The sequence below is a fragment of the Cupriavidus necator A5-1 genome, from assembly GCF_000744095.1.
GTDB lineage: Bacteria > Pseudomonadota > Gammaproteobacteria > Burkholderiales > Burkholderiaceae > Cupriavidus > Cupriavidus necator_A.
Genome location: NZ_JQLI01000008.1, coordinates 2,005,361 through 2,021,964 on the forward strand (window position 1 = coordinate 2,005,361; position 16,604 = coordinate 2,021,964).

The following is a 16,604-nucleotide window of genomic DNA, read 5'->3' on the forward strand; positions in this document are numbered from 1 at the left end:
CTCGATAACAAGCTGACCGTCCCCATGTTTCGCCCCACCGGGCGGCATCGCGCCGCCGCATCGTTGCCGGCGCACCTGCTGCCCTGGCTGTGGCTGGCGCTGGCCATGCTGGTGCCGCTGCTGTCCGCGCCGCGCCTGGCGCTGGCCGCCACCGGCGCCGACGCGCAGCAGATCGAGCGCGGCCGCTACCTCGCCCGCATCGCCAACTGCGCCGCCTGCCATACGCGCGAAGGCGGCAAGCCGTTCGCCGGCGGGCTGCCGCTCCGCACCGAGGTCGGCACCATCCACTCGACCAATATCACGCCGGATGCGGCCAGCGGCATCGGCGCCTACACGCTGCCCGAATTCGACCGCGCGCTGCGCAAGGGCGTGGCGCGGGACGGCAAGCGGCTGTACCCGGCCATGCCGTACCCGTCGTACGCACGCATGCGCGCCGAAGACGTGGCGGCGCTCTACGCCTACCTGCGCGCCGAGGTGGCACCGGTCGCGCAGCGCAACCCGGCGCCTGAGATGCGCTGGCCATTCAGCATGCGCGGGCTGCTGTCCGTGTGGAACGTGCTGTTCCTCGACGACGACCCGGTCCGCACCGACCCGGCACGCGGCGAGGCCTGGAACCGCGGCGCCTACCTGGTGCAGGCGGTGGCCCACTGCGGCGCCTGCCACACGCCGCGCGGCCCGCTCTTTGCCGAGAAGGGGCTGGACGAGCGCAGCCGCCGCTTCCTGGCCGGCGCCAGCGTGGAAGGCTGGTCCGCCACCAACCTGACCGGCGACCAGCTCACCGGCCTGGGCGCGTGGTCGCGCGCCGATATCGCCGAGTTCCTGCGCACCGGGCGCAATGGCCACGCGACCTCGTTCGGGCCGATGTCTACGGTGATCTCCACCGCCACGCAGTACATGAGCCCGGCCGACCTCGATGCCGTGGCCGCCTACCTCAAGTCGATCCCCGGCGCACGCGGCGAGGACAAGCCGTTCCGGCCCGATTCCGCCACCGCGCAGCAGCTGCACCAGGGCCGCTTCGACCAGGCCGGCGCGCGCCAGTACGCGGTGTTCTGCATGCCGTGTCACGGCGCCGACGGCAAGGGCTTCGCGCGCGTGTTCCCGCCGCTGGCCGGCAACCCGACCGTGGCTGACCCGGACCCCGCCTCGCTGATGAATCTTTTGCTCGACGGCGCCGTAACCGCGCGCGTGAGCACCGCGCCGGCGGACTACCATATGCCCGGCTATGGCTGGACCCTGGACGACCAGGAACTGGCCAACGTGCTGACCTTTATCCGCGGCGGCTGGGGCAACCGCGCCGGGCCGGTGCGGGAAGCCGAGGTGGCGGCGCGGCGCAAGGCGCTCGCCGGGCAGCGCTGAGCCGAAGCCTTTCGATGAGCACCCGATGACGATCACGCGCAGAGACTTCCTCAACGGCACCGCCCTGACCATCGCCGCCGGGCTCGCCCCCGTGCAGCTGCTGCACGCGCAGCAGGCCGGGGGTGGGGCGGTGTATCCGCCGGCGCTGACCGGGCTGCGCGGCAACCACGCGGGCACCTATACGCTGGCCCACAGCCTGGCGCGCGAGGGCGCCAAATATCCCGTGGTACTGGCGCGCGAAGCCTACGACCTGGTGGTGGTCGGCGGCGGCCTCAGCGGGCTGGCCGCGGCGTGGTTCTACCGGCGCCGCTTCGGCGCCAACCGCCGCATCCTGATCCTGGACAACCACGACGACTTCGGCGGCCATGCCAAGCGCAATGAGTTCACGGTGCGCGGCAAGCGGCTGGTGACCTATGGCGGCAGCGCGGAGATGCCGCCCAGTGCCGCCACCGACGCCGCGGTGCGCGAACTGCTGGCGGGGATCGGGCTCGACGCCGCGCGCCCGCCCGTCACGCCGCCCGCGGACCCGTATGCCGCGCTCGGCATGGGCCGCGCCGTGTTCTTCGATGCCGAGCATTTTGGCCGCGACCAGTGGGTGGTGGGCGATCCCTTCGGCGAGCTGATCGATGCGCGCAGCGGGCAGCGGCCGGATCGTCCCGAGGCTGCGGCGCTGAAGCGTTTTCTCGACAGCACGCCACTGCCCGACGCAGACCGTGCCGCGCTGGCGCGGCTGGCGGCCGGCACCACCGACTACCTGCCGGGCCTGTCCGCGACCGAGCGCGCCACCGCATTGCGCACGCTGCGCTACAGCACCTTCCTGCGTGACAAGGCCGGCATCGGCCTGGCCGGCCAGCGCTTCCTGCGCAGCCGCAGCAGCGATGCCTATGCGCTCGATGCCGATGGCATTTCCGTCACCGATGCGATCGCGATCGGGCTTCCGGCCGGCGCCAACATGCCCGCGCCGGCGGGCAATGCGCGGCTCGGCAAGTCGCCGGCGTCGCGCCTGTGGTTCCCGGACGGCAACGCCTCGCTGGCGCGGCTGCTGGTGCAGAAACTGATCCCGGGCGTGGCGTCGCTCGCCAGGCCGGCCGACGTGGCCACGGCCGCGTTCGACTACAGCCGGCTGGACCGCGACGGCGCGCCGGTGCGCCTGCGCCTGAACAGCACCGCGATCGCGGTCGAGCCCGACGGCAATATCACGCGGGTGACCTACGGCTTCCGCGGCGACCTGCATCGCATCGAGGCGCGCCATGTGGTGCTGGCCGGCTACAACATGATGATCCCGTACCTGCTGCCGTCGCTGCCGGCGGCGCAGAAGGCCGTGCTGCACGACGAAGCCAAGGCGCCGCTGGTCTACACCAAGGTGGCGCTGGACCACTGGCAGGCCTTTGCCGGGCTGCGCACGCGCCGCATCCACGCACCGGCCATGGCCTATACCGACCTGTGGCTGGAACCTCCGGCGGGCGACCAGCCCTCCGACCCGGCGGTGCTGCACATGCTCTACGTGCCTACCGTACCCGACAGCGGCATGCGCGCGCGCGATCGCTTCCGCGCCGGCCGCGCTTTGCTGCTCGGCACGCCGTTCGACACGCTCGAGCGCGAGATCCGCGCGCAGCTCGACCGCATGCTCGGGCATGCCGGCTTTGCTTCCAGGGAAGTGATCCGCGGCATCACCGTCAACCGCTGGGCGCACGGCTACAGCTACATGCCGGACAGCCTGGCGGGCGAGAACGTCGCGCCCGATGCGGTGTGGCCCGGCCTGGCTGGGGTGGGCAATATCAGCATCGCGAACAGCGACAATGCCGGCAGCCCGTCGGTGACGGCAGCGATCGGGCAGGGGAAACGGGCAGTGACCCGGTTGCCCGGGTAGGCAATGGCTGCCGGCGCAGGGCGTTCGCGCTGCGCCGGCGGGAGCGGTCAGTCAGCGCGCGGGGCGACCAGCGCCTCGATCTCGGCGTCCTTGGCTTCCCACTGCTGTGCCAGCCAGTGATGGAATTCGGTCCGGAAGGCCTTGTCGCTGCCGTAATCGGCCTCGCAGAAAGACGGCGGCACCGGCAATTGCCGCATGCGCACTAGCACCGGGCCGGCGCGCCCGCAGGCGAGATCCCAGAAGCTCGGCGCACCTTCCGGGTAAGCGATGGTGACGTCGATCATCGAGCGGAACTTGCTCCCCATCGCATTCAGCGCCACCGCCAGCCCGCCGGCCTTGGGCTTGAGCAGGTGGCGATACGGCGACGCCTGCGCCTCGCGCTTGGCCTCGGTAAAGCGGGTCCCTTCGGCAAACACCATCACGCTGGTCGGCACCAGTGAGAACTTCGCGCACGCGCGCCGCGCGGTTTCCTGGTCCTGCCGCCGCATCGCGGGATTGCGCCGCAGCTGCGCCTTGCCATGGCGCTTCATGAACGGAAAATCCAGCGCCCACCACGCCAGGCCGATCACCGGCACATAGATAAGCTGGTGCTTCAGGAAAAACTTCAGCAGCGGAATGCGCCGGTTCAGCGAGCGCTGCAGCACGAAGATATCGGCCCACGACTGGTGGTTGCAGTTCACCAGGTACCAGTCGGCATAGCGCAGCCCGTCATGGCCCTGGACATCCCAGGGCCCGCGCTGGATCCACGCAAACCAGCCGGCATTGCCGGAAATCCATGCGGTGGCGATCCCGTTCAGCAGCGGATCGATGCGCCGCCGGACCGCCGCGAACGGCAGCGCCAGCTTCAGCAACGCCAGCGGGAACAGCAGTGCGCACCAGAACAAGGTGCTGGCGATCAGCAGCGTCCAGCTCACGACGCCGGTGATCCAGGCCAGGCGGCCACTCGGCAGGAAAGCCCGGCGGCGCCGGCGCAAGGCCACGGGCGGTTCATCGATCTTCGGTTCAGGGGTACCGGGGGCGCGGGAGGGCGAGGAAGGAATGGTGTTCATGGGTGCGAGTTTGCGGGCCGAGATTGGAACAGGGCTTGCGCATGGTCAAGGCGGGCGGTGTTGGGCGGAGCCTGCGGAGGCCCCGGTTCCCGTTCAGCAGCCCGAGCGTCATCAGAAGGAATCTCGCAAGAAATCGGTCAACAGGCGGACTCACGTGGGTAACCGGTCCCGGCTGCGGAAAACGGCCGGGAGCGGGCGCGCAATGCACTTTCCACTACGGCAACGATTGTACGAGATCGCCGCGTCAAGAATCATCGGGCACATCATGACCGGCACGAGACCGACGCTCGCGCCGGAACGGATGCCTTTGCGCGCGGCAATTCCGGAATACGTGCTCCGATTACGTCATCCCGTGACATAACGAAGCCCCGCAATGAAACGAAGCCTGCCGTAAATGCCTGTCCATTACAAAAATGTAATGATGGGATCCGTTTGTCCGCATTACAAAAATGTAATGAGAGAACCAGCTGCCATCATTACGAAAATGTAATGATGGCAGCCGCACGCTGAGGGCTTGTTTCTATTTATTTACATTGAAGACTCGCCTATAACATGCAGTACATGCTGCGGCCGATGTCCCGCAGCATGACTCAGCCCGTGGAGCTTATCCGCGGGCTTTTTTTTGGCCGGAATAATGATGCCATTTCCATGGGGCGCATATTTATTTCGCTCATGAATCGAGTGGGGGAAAACCCTGCGATTCGGCTCCAGTTGAATCCTACGCCTTTTTCCTGTCGATTCAGCGGGAATACTCATCTATTACAGAAATATATGCGGGAACCGGGGGTAAGCCTGGGATCTTCGCCCGCCAGCCCAAGCTGGTGGCGGCTTTGGCGTGGGGAATGACACGAAGCCAATGTGAATCTCCGATTCCCATCTGGTTCGGTCATAAATCTGGTGAAAACCCTGCCATGCCTTTAACTTGACTTACTTGATATATCACATACTGTGTATCCCATCGCCACTCTTATTTCTTAGAGGCAGGTGAGGGCGGAGACGCCAGCCCGGCGTCGCATTAAAAGGCAACAAATGCCAATGACCAGGAGACATAAAATGCCAGCAGCCATATCCAAGCTGGGGCGCAGCGCGTCCGCATACCCGTCCGCACTCTCGGATCAGCAAAATCAGACGATTCAAGGAGCGCGCCATGAGTAATCCCTCGGCAGCGGCATTTCGCCCCACTCCCCAGGTCCCCGAAGCCGCCCGGTGGACCCAGCTGCTCGTTGGCGTGGTTTGCATGATCGCCACCGCCAATATTCAATACGCCTGGACCTTATTCGTCCCGGAGATCCAGGAATCCTATGGCTGGTCGCGCGCCAGCATCCAGATCGCCTTCACGGTGTTCGTGCTGGTCCAGACCTGGCTCGCGCCGATCGAGGGCTACTTCATCGACAAGTTCGGCCCGCGCCTGATGGTCGCCTTCGGTGCGCTGTTCATCGGCGCCGCGTGGTGCATCAACTCGCAGGCCACCACCCTGATGGGCTTCTATGTCGGCGCTGCCGTCGGCGGTCTCGGCGTCGGCTCGATCTATGCGACCTGCATCAACAACGCGCTCAAGTGGTTCCCGGACCGGCGCGGCCTCGCGGTTGGCCTGACCGCAGGCGGTTATGGCGCGGGCTCCGCAGCGACGATCCTGCCGATCGCGGCCATGATCGAGTCGCAGGGCTTCCAGCACACCTTCCTGTTCTTCGGGCTGCTGCAAGGCTCGCTCGCGTTTATCGCCGCGTGGTTCCTGCGCTCGCCCAAGGCGCATGAGGTGAAGGCGTCGCAGAAGCTGGTCCAGGCCACGCGTGACTACACGCTCAAGGAAGCGATGTGCACCAAGCTGTTCTGGCTGATGCTGGTGATGTTCATCCTGGTGGTCACCGGCGGCATGATGGCCGTTGCCCAGCTCGGCGTCATCGCCAAGGACCTCGGCGTCAAGGAATTCAAGGTCGACCTGCACTTCTTCGTGATGGCCGCCTTGCCCCTGGCGCTGATGCTCGACCGCATCATGAACGGCATCTCGCGTCCGCTGTTCGGCTGGATCTCGGACAATATCGGTCGCGAGAAGACCATGGTCATCGCCTTTACGCTGGAAGGGATCGGCATCATTGCGCTCGGCTACTTCGGCAGCAACCCGTATGCGTTCCTGATCCTGTCAGGGGTGGTGTTCCTGGCCTGGGGCGAAGTCTACTCGCTGTTCTCGGCCCTGGCCGGCGACGCCTTCGGTACCAAGCACATCGGCAAGATCTACGGCGTGCTCTACACCGCCAAGGGTATCGGTGCACTGTTCGTTCCGATCGGCAACCTGATGATGGAGGCGACCGGTACCTGGTCGACGGTCCTCTACACCGTGGCAGGCATGGACCTGACCGCAGCCTTCCTGGCGATCATGGTGCTGCGGCCGGTGCTTGCGAATCACGTCGCGACGTCCAGGAGCCTCTTCTCGAAGGAGACGGCGGCGGCTGGCACGCAGGTACCTGCCTGACCCGCTCAAACTTTCGGAAACAAGCCGGCGGGCTCCTTCGGGAGCCCGCTTTCTTGCGTGCATGCGGGAGTAGTATCGGGACGTACGGCGTACAGCCTGACCGGTTGACGACATGCGCCGGATTCCGCGAATCCGGATTCTCCGAAACGACTGGCAGGAGCAGGCTATGGACGACGACCTCAATGCGATGAGCCGGGAACAGCTCGCCGAGGAAGTGCGCAAACTGCGGGCCGGCATACGCCGGCACCGGGATGCTTCCGGCCATGATCTGTGCTGGCATCACCCGGATCTGTGGGCGTTGCTGCCGGACACGAGCAGCCAGGTGCCGATCGTTCCCGACTGGCCGCAGTTCATGCGGGGCTGCGTGAAGTATCGGGAGTCGCTGGACGCGCAGTGCCCGCAGGCACCGCGCGGTAGGCAGGAGTTTGGGGAAGGCTAGCGATGCCGCAGCGGCGCGGCGCGAGCCGGCAAAATCGGCAGGACCCAAGGAATGCGCCGACGGGGAGGGCGGCGCCGCGCCTCATGCCGCGCCCATTTGATCGGCAATTTGCCAGGCGGTATTGACCGAATCGGTCAGGCCAAGATGGCCGTGCCCGACCGCAAGCCACAGGCCCGGCCGCCCCGGGGCCGGGCCGATCACGGGCACGGAATCCGGCATGCATGGCCGGTGACCCATCCAGTAAGCCGCTGGCGTGGAAGCCAATTCCGGGAACGTCTCGCGCGCCACCCGTTCCAGGATCGCGGCGCGGTGCATATTGGGCGGGCGCTTCAGGCCGGCAATCTCCACCGTGCCGCCCACCCGCAGCCCGCCTTCCATCGGCGTGACGAAGATTTTCCGGTCGGCAAGCACCACCGTTCGCGACACCACGTCGCCTGCGCCCGCGAACTGAACGTGGTATCCACGCTGGCTCTCCAGCCTGAGGCGCACGCCCAGCGGATCCAGCACGCGCCGGCTCCAGGCGCCCGTGGCCACGACCGCCCGGTCCGCATGGAAGGTTCCGCCGGTGCCATGCAGGACCCAGCCGTCGGAAACCGGAGCGAGCCGGCGGATTTCATCGCGGATGACCTGGCCGCCGCGAGCGGCAAAGGTGCTGGCGATGGCCTGCACATACCGCAACGGGTTGCGGATGGTTGCCTGGTCGGCCATGGAGACACCCGCCTGGTAGCGCCTGCCGACGCGCGGCTCCAGGGCTTCGATGCCGGCCCGGTCCAGCCGCTCGCATTGGAAACCGAAACGCTCGCGCATCGCCCAGCCCTGGGCATCGGCCGCCAGCGCGGCGGCGTCGGGATAGAGGTGAAGATGCCCGCGCCGCAGCAGCAGCCCGGGCACGCCAACTTCCCTCGTCAATGCCTCATGGCGCTCGATCGCGCCGTGATGGAGCGCGGCCAGCCGCTGCGCTGCATCCTCCACGCCGCGCGGCGACGCGGACATGACAAACCTCGCCAGCCAGGGTAGCGCGGCCGGCAGGTAGGCAAGCGACAGCCGCAACGGGCTCTCCGGGTCCAGCAACATCTTCGGCAGCGAGGCGAGCACGCCGGGCATGGCAAGCGGCGCGACGGAACTGGTACTGATTGCGCCGGAGTTGCCGTAGCTGCAGCCCTGCCCAGGCTGATCGCGATCGATCAGCAGCACGGACGCGCCACGTTTCTGCAGTTCGAGCGCGATGCAGCAGCCGACGATGCCGGCGCCAATGACGGCGATGGTGGAGGGAGCGAGGGAACGGGGGCTTTCAGCGTGCATGGGGGCGGCAATAGCTCTGGGTGGACAGTGCGATCAGCCAAACTTGTCGAGCAAACTGTACCAGGCGACCCCGGCGGCGATATAGAAGCGCTGCAGGCCATGCAGCGGAATCGGCGCCAGCGGCGAAACCGGGTAGGGGAATGGTGCGCCATTCGCCGTCAGCCTGGCCGCCAGATGCTTGCCGAAGCTCGTGCACAGCGCGATGCCCCGTCCGTTGCACCCCACCGCCATCGTCACGCCGGGGGCCGGCTCGTGGATATGCGGCATGAAGTCGCGGGTGACGGCGATGCGGCCGGCCCAGCGGTACTCATATTCCAGCGGCCCCAACTGAGGGAACAGCAGCGCCAGCGAACGCTCCAGATGCGCAAAGTCCTGCGGCTGGCGTGGATCGGCAAAAAAACCGCGGCCTCCCATCAGCAGCCGCCCGGCGTGGTCCTTGCGGAAGTAAAGCAGCAGGCGTTGCGATGTCGATGCGGTCTCACCGCGCGCAAGGATGGCCCGGGCATTCTCGCCTTCGAGCGGGCGCGTGGCCACGATAAAGCTGTTGGCGCTGAGCAGCGTCTGCTGCAGGCCGGGCCAGAGCGGACCGGTATAGCCGTTGGTGGCAATCACCACGCGGTCGGCAGTGACGGTCGCGCCCGTCGCAAGGTTCGCCACCCACTTCGCACCTTGCCGCACCAGCGCCGTGACGCCACTGCCGCCATGGATGGCGGCTCCCGCGTGCTGCGCTGCCCGGACCAGTCCGCGCGCGTAGGCCAGCGGCTGGATGGCACCCGCGCGGCCATCGAGCCAGCCGCCTGCGAACGCCTGCGTCCCGACACGCCGTGCCACTTCCGCCTGGTCGAGCATCTCGACAGGCGCCCCACGACGTTGCCACTGGCGCGCCCGTGCGTGCATGGCCGGCACGGCCTTGGGCGAGTAGGAGAGCTGCAGCCAGCCGCTGCGCACCGGCTGGCAGTCAATGCCGTGGCGGGCGATCAGGTCGAACACCAGGTCGGCGGAGCATGAGACGGCGTCGATCAGGGGTTCGGCGCGCGCGCCGCCAAGCATCCGCACCAGCTCGTCCGGATCGTGCTTCAGCGTGGGATTGACCTGCCCGCCGTTGCGCCCCGATGCGCCCCAGCCGGGCTCATTGGCTTCGACCACGCACACCTGGGCGCCGGCCTCGGCAAGGTGCAATGCTGTCGACAGTCCGGTGTAGCCGCCGCCGATCACGAGCACATCGACCGTCCGCGAGTCCCGCAACGGTGGCGTGGCGGGGGCGGGCGGGGCGGTGGCGGCCCACAGCGACGGCGGCAGCGGGGCGGGGCAGCCTGGCTGCCCCGGCGCGAACTGGGTGGGCGTCATAGCGCGAGGTCTCCCGTTGCCTCGGCCGGCTTGTGCAGCACGCGGCGCAGGAAGTCCTGGGTGCGCGGCTGGCGGGGCGCGCCCAGTACCTGCGCGGCCGGGCCTTCTTCGACGATGGTGCCGCTGTGCAGGAAGCAGACGCGGTCGGCTACCTCCCGCGCAAAGCCCATCTCATGCGTGACCACGATCATCGTCATGCCTTCGCGCGCGAGGTCGCGCATGACCTCGAGCACGTCGCCGACCAGTTCAGGGTCCAGCGCCGAGGTCGGCTCGTCGAACAACATGGCTTCGGGCTTCATCGCCAGCGCGCGGGCGATCGCCACGCGCTGCTGCTGGCCGCCGGAGAGTTGCGCCGGGTGCGCCTGTGCCTTTGCCGCCAGCCCGACCTTGTCGAGCAGGCTCATCGCATCGGCGCGGGCTTTGTCGCGGCTCTCGCCTCTCACGTAGACCGGGCCTTCCATCACGTTCTCCAGCACAGTGCGATGCGGAAACAGGTTGAAGCGCTGGAACACCATGCCCATGCGGCTGCGCAGCCGATGGATGTCCTTGCTGTCCCGGTCCACGCGCTCCCCGAACGCGCGGATCTCGCCGCCGTCATACGATTCCAGCCCGTTGATGCAACGCAGGACGGTGGATTTGCCGGAGCCGGACGGGCCAATCAGGCAGACCACCTCGCCTTTGCTGACATGCAGGCCCACGCCGCGCAGCACGTGGTGATCGCCGAAGTGCTTCTGCAGGTTCTGGATGTCGATCATGGTTTCTTCCTTCCGGCACCGAAGCGCTGCTCCAGGCGGCGCAGGCCATAGACGAGCGGCAGGCTCATCAGCAGGTAGAGCAGGGCCACCAGCGTGTAGACCGTCATGTTCTGGAACGTCGACGAAGCGATCAACTGGCCCGCGCGCGTCATCTCCGCCACGGTGATGGTGGAAACGAGCGACGAGTCCTTGAGCATCATCACCAGCGTATTGCCATAGGGCGGCAGCGCGATGCGGAACGCCTGCGGCAGGATCACGCGGCGCATGATGAGCGGTCCGCGCATGCCCATCGCCTGCGCCGCCTCGCGCTGGCCGGGATCGACGGCCTCGATGCCGGCGCGGAAGTTCTCGGCCTGGTAGGCAGAGTAGGCGATGCCAAGCCCGATCACGCCCGCCTGGAAGGCGGTGAGTTGGATACCCGCATCCGGCAGCACGAAGTAGATATAGAAAAGCTGGACGATGATCGGCAGGCCGCGGATCACATTGATCGCCGCCGCCGCCCCGTTGGACAGCACCCTGACGGGAGACAGCTTCATCAGCGCCAGCCCCAGCCCGATAACACTGCTGAGCAGGAACGACAGCACGGTCACCTGTACCGTGATCACCGCGCCCTGAAGCAGGATCGGCAGGAACTCGCGCGCGTGGTTGAGGAACGTTGCGCCGTCCATGCCGGTTACAGCCCCCATTTCTGCACGATCTTCGCCAGCGTGCCGTCGGCCTTGATCTGCGCGATGGCCTTGTTGAGCTTTGCCAGCGTTTCGGTGTCACCCTTGCGGACCACCAGGCAGACGTCGCCCACATTGACCGGCTTGTAGCTCGTGGCGAGCTTGACGCCAGGGAACGTGTGCTGGCGCAACTGGTAGGCGATCAGTGGCTGGTCCCCCAGGCCTGCCTTGATGCGGCCAAGCGCCAGGTCGCGCGTCATGTCCGCAATCGAGTCGTAGCTGCGCACTTCCTTGAAGATGCCCTTCTTGTTGAGCATGTCGAGGAACACCGTGCCGACCTGCGCGCCGACGATCTCGCCCTTTAGCTCATCCAGCGTGGTGTAGGCCTTGTTGTCCTCGCTCTTGACGACCAGCCCCTCGCCGTAGGAATAGACCGGCTCGCTGAAATCCACCACTTGCTGCCGCGCGGGCGTCTTGAGCATCGCCGCCGAGATGATGTCGATCTTGCTGGAAGTCAGCGAAGGAATCAGTGCCGCGAACACGGTTTGCTGCACATTGACGTTGAAGCCGCCAGCCTTGCCCACGGCGGTCACCGTGTCGACCATCATGCCCTGGATGCTGTTGGTCTTCACATCGAGGAAGGTAAACGGCACGCCTGTGGCCGTCGCGCCCACGTTGTAGGTTGGTGCACCTCCCTGGGCCCAGGCGAATGAAGCGGTCGAAAGGGTGCCGGCCACGCACAGAACCAGTGCAGCGCGGCGGGAAATGGTGGCGATAGACATGGGAACACTCCTAGCTTGGGGGGTCAGGGGGCGCGCCAAGGTGCGCGTTTCGCGGTTTACGCAACCTGCATGCCAATATTCGATCCGCATCGATCAATTCGTAATAGATAAAAACCACTAGTTGCTTCATACGAATCGATATGCGATTCTTCTGACACCAACCCTGAGATCCACAGTGATGCCAGACTCACATCCCCCGGTCGAAGAAGCGGCCAGCCTGCTGTTCAACCAGTCGCTGGAAAAAGGGCTGGCCGTGCTGGCCGCCTTCAGCGCCGTCCGGCGCACCATGACCATCGGCGAGGTTGCCGAGGCGGCTGGCATTAACAAGAGTTCCGCCCAGCGCATGGTCTTCACGCTGGAGCACCTGGGCTACCTGCGCAAACATCCCAAGACCCGGCGCTACCAGTTGACGCCGCGGGTGATGCGGATCGGATTCAATTACCTCGCCGCCGATCCGCTGATCGACGTGGCCAATCCATTCCTGTCGGAACTGACCAAGCTGACGACGGAAACCACCTGCCTGACGGAGCCGGACCAGGCGGACATGGTGTACGTCGCACGCTTTGTCAGCGCCCAGTTCGTGCCGGTGCACATGCCGATCGGCAGCCGCATCCCCATGTACTGCACCGGCTCCGGCCGCGCCTACCTGAGCGCCTTGCCGGAAGGCGAGGCGCTGACGCTGATCGAGCGCTCGGAACGCGTCGCGCACACGCCGCATACACGCACGGATGTCGCGGAAATCGTGGCGACGCTGCGTGAAGCGCGCCAGCGGGGCTATGCGGTAAATAGCGAGGAACTGTTTCTCGGGGACATGACGATTGCCGCGCCGGTGATCGGCGGCAACGGACGGCCGCTGGGTGCCATCCATGTAGTGGCGCCCACCGGCCGCTGGTCGTTGGAAGAGGCGCAGGCCAGGCTGGCGCCGCCGTTGCTGCAGTGCGCGCGTGCCATCAGCAGTTCCGTGCGTGCGCTGGGCTGAGCCTCCTGCAGGTGCGGACAGGACTGGACGTCTACCTGGCCGCGAGCTCGGCAAGGCGTCGCACAGTCTCTTCCGAGCGCAGGGAGGCTTCATAGGCCGATCTGCCGATGCTTTCGTTCCATTCGCCGCCGGCAATCGCATCGATGTGCCGCTTCATGGAACGAACAGCGGCCGGGTCGCAACGCCGAATATGCTCTGCGTACATGTCGATGGCAGCGGGGAGGTCCTCGCGGCGAACAAGGTCAGTGAGAAAGCCGATCCGGAGCAATTCCTCGCTTTCGAGCGTCCTGGAAGTCAGGAAGATTTTCTTGGCTGCCGGCGAGCCCAGGCGCGTAACGAAGCGCCGCAGACCCCCTGGGTAGTAATGCAGCCCGAACTTCGCGGCGGGCATGAACAGCTTGCATCCGTGCACGCCGATGCGGAAATCGCAGGCCAACGCGAGGTCCGTGCCACCGCCGTAGGCGCTGCCGTTCATCGCGCATAACGTTGGGAGCTCGAGGGTTTCCAGGGCGTCGATCATGTCTTCGAGCGACCGGTCCAGGCGGGTGCCGATCTGGCTCAGCGTATAGCCCGAACAGAAGGTCTTCTCGCCTTCGCCCGTCAGCACGAGCAGCCGCAAGCTCGGGTCGCACCTCACTTGTTCCACGAGCCGCAGCAGGACTCCGATATCGTCGGGGTCAAGCCGATTGTGCTCGGAAGGGCGCCGAAGTGTGATCGTCGCCGTCCCGCCGGCGATTTCGAGGGTAGGCTTTGCGGATGTCATGGCTTGGGGTCGTGGCCGTGTTGCAGGATGGTGCCTTCGCGCGCCAGGGCTTCCAGGTCAGACGTGAGGAATCCATGCTCCCGCAGGACGTCAAACGTGTGCTCGCCGAGCAAGGGCGGCGCGCGGCGAATGGACTCACCATGGCGGCTGTCGAAGGCGATCGGGCTGCCGACTTGCCGGATGCAACCCAGCTCTGCGTGCTGGACTTGCTCCACAAGCCGGGAGTGGATGACCTGTTCGTCAGCGAAGACATCCGCGACGTTGTAGATCGGGCCAGCCGGAATATCTGCCGCCAGCAGTCGTTGCGTCCACTCGTTGCGGCTGTGCGCCTTCAACCTGGCCTCGATCACCTCCTTGAGTTCGGCGCGCCGCTCGATTCGCGCCGCATTCGTCGCGTAGCGCGGATCATCGATCAGGTCCTGGAGTCCAAGCACCTCGCAGAGGCGCCTCCACATCTCGGCTGTCGCCGGTGCGATGTTCAATGGCCCATCCGCGGTCTGGAACACGCCATACGGCGCAATCACAGGGTGCGTATTCCCGGCAAGGCTGGGAATCTCCCCCAGGCTCAGGTAACGCTGGGCCTGGACGCTCATGAGTCCGACGAGTCCTGCCAGCAGTGATGTCTCCACCAGGCGACCGCGCCCGGTTGCATGGCGCTGCGCTACGGCAGCAAGGATGCCGATGGCACACCACATCCCGGCAGTCTGGTCGCCGATCGCCACACCCACCCTGACCGGTCCCGATTCCGGCATGCCCGTCACGCTCATGAGTCCGGAGTACCCCTGGGCAATCTGGTCGAACCCGGGACGTTGACTCGCTGGTCCCGTACGGCCGAAGCCGGTGACGCTCGCATAGATGAGCCGCGGGTTCGCTTCGGCAAGCGTCTCGTACCCGAGACCCATGGATTCCATGGCGCCGGCACGAAAGTTCTCCACGATCACGTCGTACTGGCCGGCGAGATCGCGCAGCAGGTCAAGCGCGCGAGGATCGCGGAAGTTGACGGCGATCCCGCGCTTGTTGCGGTTGCCGCTCAGGTAGTAGGCGCTGGTGCCGCGGTCGAAAGGCCCCCAGTGGCGGATCATGTCCCCGCCCGCGGGCTCGACCTTGATCACGTCGGCGCCCAGGTCGCCCAGGACCATGGTGCAGAAGGGGCCCGCAAGCGCCCTGGTGAGGTCCAGGACACGAATCCCCGAAAGCGGCAAGGATGTTGGGTCGGTCATGCTTTCTCCCCTTGTAAGATCGCATGCCTCACTCTATATTGCATACAACGGAAATGCAACCGTTGTGCAAAAAAGGAGACTCATGCGCAAGCCCAACATTCTTTTCGTCATGGCCGACCAACTCTCGGCGCCGGTTTTGCCCTTCCACGGCAACACCGTCGTGAAGGCGCCTCACCTCCAGGCGCTCGCCGAACGGTCCGCAGTCTTTGAGAACGCCTACTGCAACTTCCCCTTGTGCGCGCCTGCCAGGTTCTCGCTGCTTGCAGGCCAGTTCGCCACGCGCATCGGCGCGTTCGACAACGCGTGCGAGTTCCAGGCTGCCACCCCCACGCTGCCGTATTACCTCGCACAGCAGGGCTACAAGACCATCCTCAGCGGGAAGATGCACTTTGTGGGCCCTGACCAGAAGCACGGCTTCGAGGAGCGCCTTACCACCGACATCTACCCGGCGGACTTCGGCTGGGCAGCGGACTGGGCGGAGGGCGAGTTCAGCTTCTATTCACCTGGGCACAACCTGAGCACCGTGGACGAGAGCGGCTCTTGCTTCCGCAGCCTGCAACTCGATTACGACGAGGAGGTCGAGGCGAAGGCGATCCAGCGTCTGTACGACCTCGCGAGGGAAGATGAGCAGCCGTTTTTCATGTGCGTTTCCTATACGCACCCCCATCCGCCGTATCACATCCTTCCCGAGTACCTGGATCGTTACTCGCCGGAGGAGATCAACCTGCCTGTCGTCGGCGACATGCCGATGCAAGCGCGCGACAAGCTCAGCCAGTGGGTGCAGTATTCCCACGGGCTGGACAAGCAAGGGGCGACCGACGAACAGGTGCGGCGTGCGCGCCACGCCTACTATGCGATGGTGAGCTACGTCGACGACAAGGTAGGCCGCCTGCTGGAGACGCTCAAGCGCGCGGGCTTCGAGGACAACACCATTGTCGTGTTCACTTCCGATCACGGTGACATGCTGGGCGAACGCGGCATGTGGTTCAAGCGGGTGTTCTTCGACTGGTCGGCCAAGGTTCCGCTGCTCGTCTACGACCCGCGCAAGCACGAACCCCGGCGAATCGCAGAGCCGGTTTCTCACGTGGACCTGCTGCCCACCTTGCTGGATCTTGCGATGGGTGGCAAAACGCCGGCCTGGGTCGAGCCGATCGACGGACGCAGCCTCGTGCCGCTGGTCGCAACGGGCGATGACAACGGCGAGGCGGAAGCGTTCGTCGAGTACACCGCCGAGGGCGTCACTGGTCCATGCTGCATGCTGCGACGTGGCCGATACAAGTACGTGTACACCCATGGGCATCCAGACCTGCTTTTCGACATGGAGACCGACCCGAACGAACTGGTGAACATCGCGCAAGAGCAGCCACAGGTGCTTGCCGAGCTCAAGGCACGCGTGCTCTCCCGGTGGGATCCCGAGGCAATCACGCAGCAGGTGCTTGCCAGCCAGGCGCGCCGCAAGTTCATCAACTCGCTGCCAGAGGGCATTCAGCCCACCTGGGACTACCAGGCGGCCACGGACGACACACGCCGGTTTGTACGCCGGGGCAGCGCGCGCGTGATCAAGGTAAAGAAGCGCTGGCCGGCCGTGGCGCCCGTCGCCAAGTGAA

Annotated in this window: 14 protein-coding genes; 6 read left to right on the forward strand and 8 right to left on the reverse strand. The window is 66.1% G+C overall.

Annotated elements, in window-relative coordinates; all coding sequences use genetic code 11:
• Positions 1-105 precede the first annotated feature (105 nt).
• Entirely contained in the window at positions 106-1,356 is a 1,251-nt protein-coding gene (locus K307_RS33430) for a cytochrome c (protein WP_042887706.1), read from the forward strand.
• Between the two features lie 25 nt (positions 1,357-1,381).
• Positions 1,382-3,226, forward strand: coding sequence for an NAD(P)/FAD-dependent oxidoreductase (locus tag K307_RS33435; protein ID WP_042885275.1), 1,845 nt, complete (start codon positions 1,382-1,384; stop codon positions 3,224-3,226).
• A gap of 47 nt (positions 3,227-3,273) precedes the next feature.
• On the opposite strand, the gene K307_RS33440 is transcribed toward K307_RS33435, so the two are convergent.
• Positions 3,274-4,176, reverse strand: coding sequence for an acyltransferase (locus tag K307_RS33440; RefSeq protein WP_042887708.1), 903 nt, complete (start codon positions 4,174-4,176; stop codon positions 3,274-3,276).
• A gap of 1,246 nt (positions 4,177-5,422) precedes the next feature.
• On the opposite strand from K307_RS33440, the gene oxlT reads away from it, so the two are divergent.
• Together oxlT and K307_RS33450 are read left to right on the forward strand one after the other, a co-directional pair.
• Entirely contained in the window at positions 5,423-6,745 is a 1,323-nt protein-coding gene (oxlT, locus tag K307_RS33445) for an oxalate/formate MFS antiporter (RefSeq protein WP_042885276.1), read from the forward strand.
• A 166-nt stretch (positions 6,746-6,911) separates the two neighbouring features.
• Positions 6,912-7,184 (forward strand): hypothetical protein, encoded by a 273-nt coding sequence (locus K307_RS33450; protein ID WP_042885278.1) that lies wholly within the window; start codon positions 6,912-6,914, stop codon positions 7,182-7,184.
• Positions 7,185-7,265: 81 nt separating this feature from the next.
• Here K307_RS33450 and K307_RS33455 read toward each other — a convergent pair whose 3' ends face one another.
• From K307_RS33455 to K307_RS33475, 5 genes are read right to left on the reverse strand one after another with little or no spacing between them, the layout of a single operon-like run.
• A complete protein-coding gene (locus K307_RS33455) occupies positions 7,266-8,486 on the reverse strand; it encodes an NAD(P)/FAD-dependent oxidoreductase (RefSeq protein ID WP_051975268.1) in 1,221 nt (406 codons plus the stop codon).
• Positions 8,487-8,519: 33 nt separating this feature from the next.
• The gene (locus K307_RS33460) at positions 8,520-9,833 is read right to left on the reverse strand and encodes an NAD(P)/FAD-dependent oxidoreductase (RefSeq protein WP_042885279.1); all 1,314 of its coding nucleotides are present in this window, start codon (positions 9,831-9,833) and stop codon (positions 8,520-8,522) included.
• Positions 9,830-10,588 (reverse strand): amino acid ABC transporter ATP-binding protein, encoded by a 759-nt coding sequence (locus K307_RS33465; RefSeq protein WP_013956778.1) that lies wholly within the window; start codon positions 10,586-10,588, stop codon positions 9,830-9,832. Before K307_RS33465 ends, K307_RS33460 begins: the two co-directional genes overlap by 4 nt.
• Positions 10,585-11,256, reverse strand: a complete 672-nt coding sequence (locus tag K307_RS33470; RefSeq protein ID WP_042885281.1) for an amino acid ABC transporter permease — start codon at positions 11,254-11,256, stop codon at positions 10,585-10,587. Before K307_RS33470 ends, K307_RS33465 begins: the two co-directional genes overlap by 4 nt.
• A 5-nt stretch (positions 11,257-11,261) precedes the next feature.
• Positions 11,262-12,035, reverse strand: coding sequence for an ABC transporter substrate-binding protein (locus tag K307_RS33475; RefSeq protein ID WP_042885282.1), 774 nt, complete (start codon positions 12,033-12,035; stop codon positions 11,262-11,264).
• A gap of 178 nt (positions 12,036-12,213) precedes the next feature.
• Here K307_RS33475 and K307_RS33480 point away from each other — a divergent pair, with 178 nt between their 5' ends.
• The gene (locus K307_RS33480) at positions 12,214-13,014 is read left to right on the forward strand and encodes an IclR family transcriptional regulator (RefSeq protein WP_042885284.1); all 801 of its coding nucleotides are present in this window, start codon (positions 12,214-12,216) and stop codon (positions 13,012-13,014) included.
• Positions 13,015-13,045: 31 nt separating this feature from the next.
• On the opposite strand, the gene K307_RS33485 is transcribed toward K307_RS33480, so the two are convergent.
• The gene (locus K307_RS33485) at positions 13,046-13,777 is read right to left on the reverse strand and encodes an enoyl-CoA hydratase/isomerase family protein (RefSeq protein WP_042885286.1); all 732 of its coding nucleotides are present in this window, start codon (positions 13,775-13,777) and stop codon (positions 13,046-13,048) included.
• Positions 13,774-14,997, reverse strand: a complete 1,224-nt coding sequence (locus K307_RS33490; protein WP_042885288.1) for a CaiB/BaiF CoA transferase family protein — start codon at positions 14,995-14,997, stop codon at positions 13,774-13,776. Before K307_RS33490 ends, K307_RS33485 begins: the two co-directional genes overlap by 4 nt.
• 82 nt (positions 14,998-15,079) lie before the next feature.
• On the opposite strand from K307_RS33490, the gene betC reads away from it, so the two are divergent.
• Positions 15,080-16,603 carry a choline-sulfatase gene (gene betC / locus K307_RS33495; RefSeq protein ID WP_042885291.1) on the forward strand — a complete coding sequence of 508 codons (1,524 nt, stop codon included), beginning with the start codon at positions 15,080-15,082 and terminating at the stop codon, positions 16,601-16,603.
• Position 16,604: the final 1 nt, after the last annotated feature.

Excerpts from the sequence above, each read along its gene's own strand:
- K307_RS33470 (WP_042885281.1), bottom strand. The coding sequence starts at position 11,256 with ATGGACGGCGCAACGTTCCTCAACCACGCGCGCGAGTTCCTGCCGATC.
- K307_RS33435 (WP_042885275.1), top strand. The coding sequence starts at position 1,382 with ATGACGATCACGCGCAGAGACTTCCTCAACGGCACCGCCCTGACCATC.
- betC (WP_042885291.1), top strand. The coding sequence starts at position 15,080 with ATGCGCAAGCCCAACATTCTTTTCGTCATGGCCGACCAACTCTCGGCG.
- K307_RS33480 (WP_042885284.1), top strand. The coding sequence starts at position 12,214 with ATGCCAGACTCACATCCCCCGGTCGAAGAAGCGGCCAGCCTGCTGTTC.
- K307_RS33430 (WP_042887706.1), top strand. The coding sequence starts at position 106 with ATGCTGGTGCCGCTGCTGTCCGCGCCGCGCCTGGCGCTGGCCGCCACC.
- K307_RS33455 (WP_051975268.1), bottom strand. The coding sequence starts at position 8,486 with ATGCACGCTGAAAGCCCCCGTTCCCTCGCTCCCTCCACCATCGCCGTC.
- K307_RS33475 (WP_042885282.1), bottom strand. The coding sequence starts at position 12,035 with ATGTCTATCGCCACCATTTCCCGCCGCGCTGCACTGGTTCTGTGCGTG.
- K307_RS33490 (WP_042885288.1), bottom strand. The coding sequence starts at position 14,997 with ATGACCGACCCAACATCCTTGCCGCTTTCGGGGATTCGTGTCCTGGAC.
- K307_RS33465 (WP_013956778.1), bottom strand. The coding sequence starts at position 10,588 with ATGATCGACATCCAGAACCTGCAGAAGCACTTCGGCGATCACCACGTG.
- K307_RS33485 (WP_042885286.1), bottom strand. The coding sequence starts at position 13,777 with ATGACATCCGCAAAGCCTACCCTCGAAATCGCCGGCGGGACGGCGACG.
- K307_RS33460 (WP_042885279.1), bottom strand. The coding sequence starts at position 9,833 with ATGACGCCCACCCAGTTCGCGCCGGGGCAGCCAGGCTGCCCCGCCCCG.
- oxlT (WP_042885276.1), top strand. The coding sequence starts at position 5,423 with ATGAGTAATCCCTCGGCAGCGGCATTTCGCCCCACTCCCCAGGTCCCC.
- K307_RS33450 (WP_042885278.1), top strand. The coding sequence starts at position 6,912 with ATGGACGACGACCTCAATGCGATGAGCCGGGAACAGCTCGCCGAGGAA.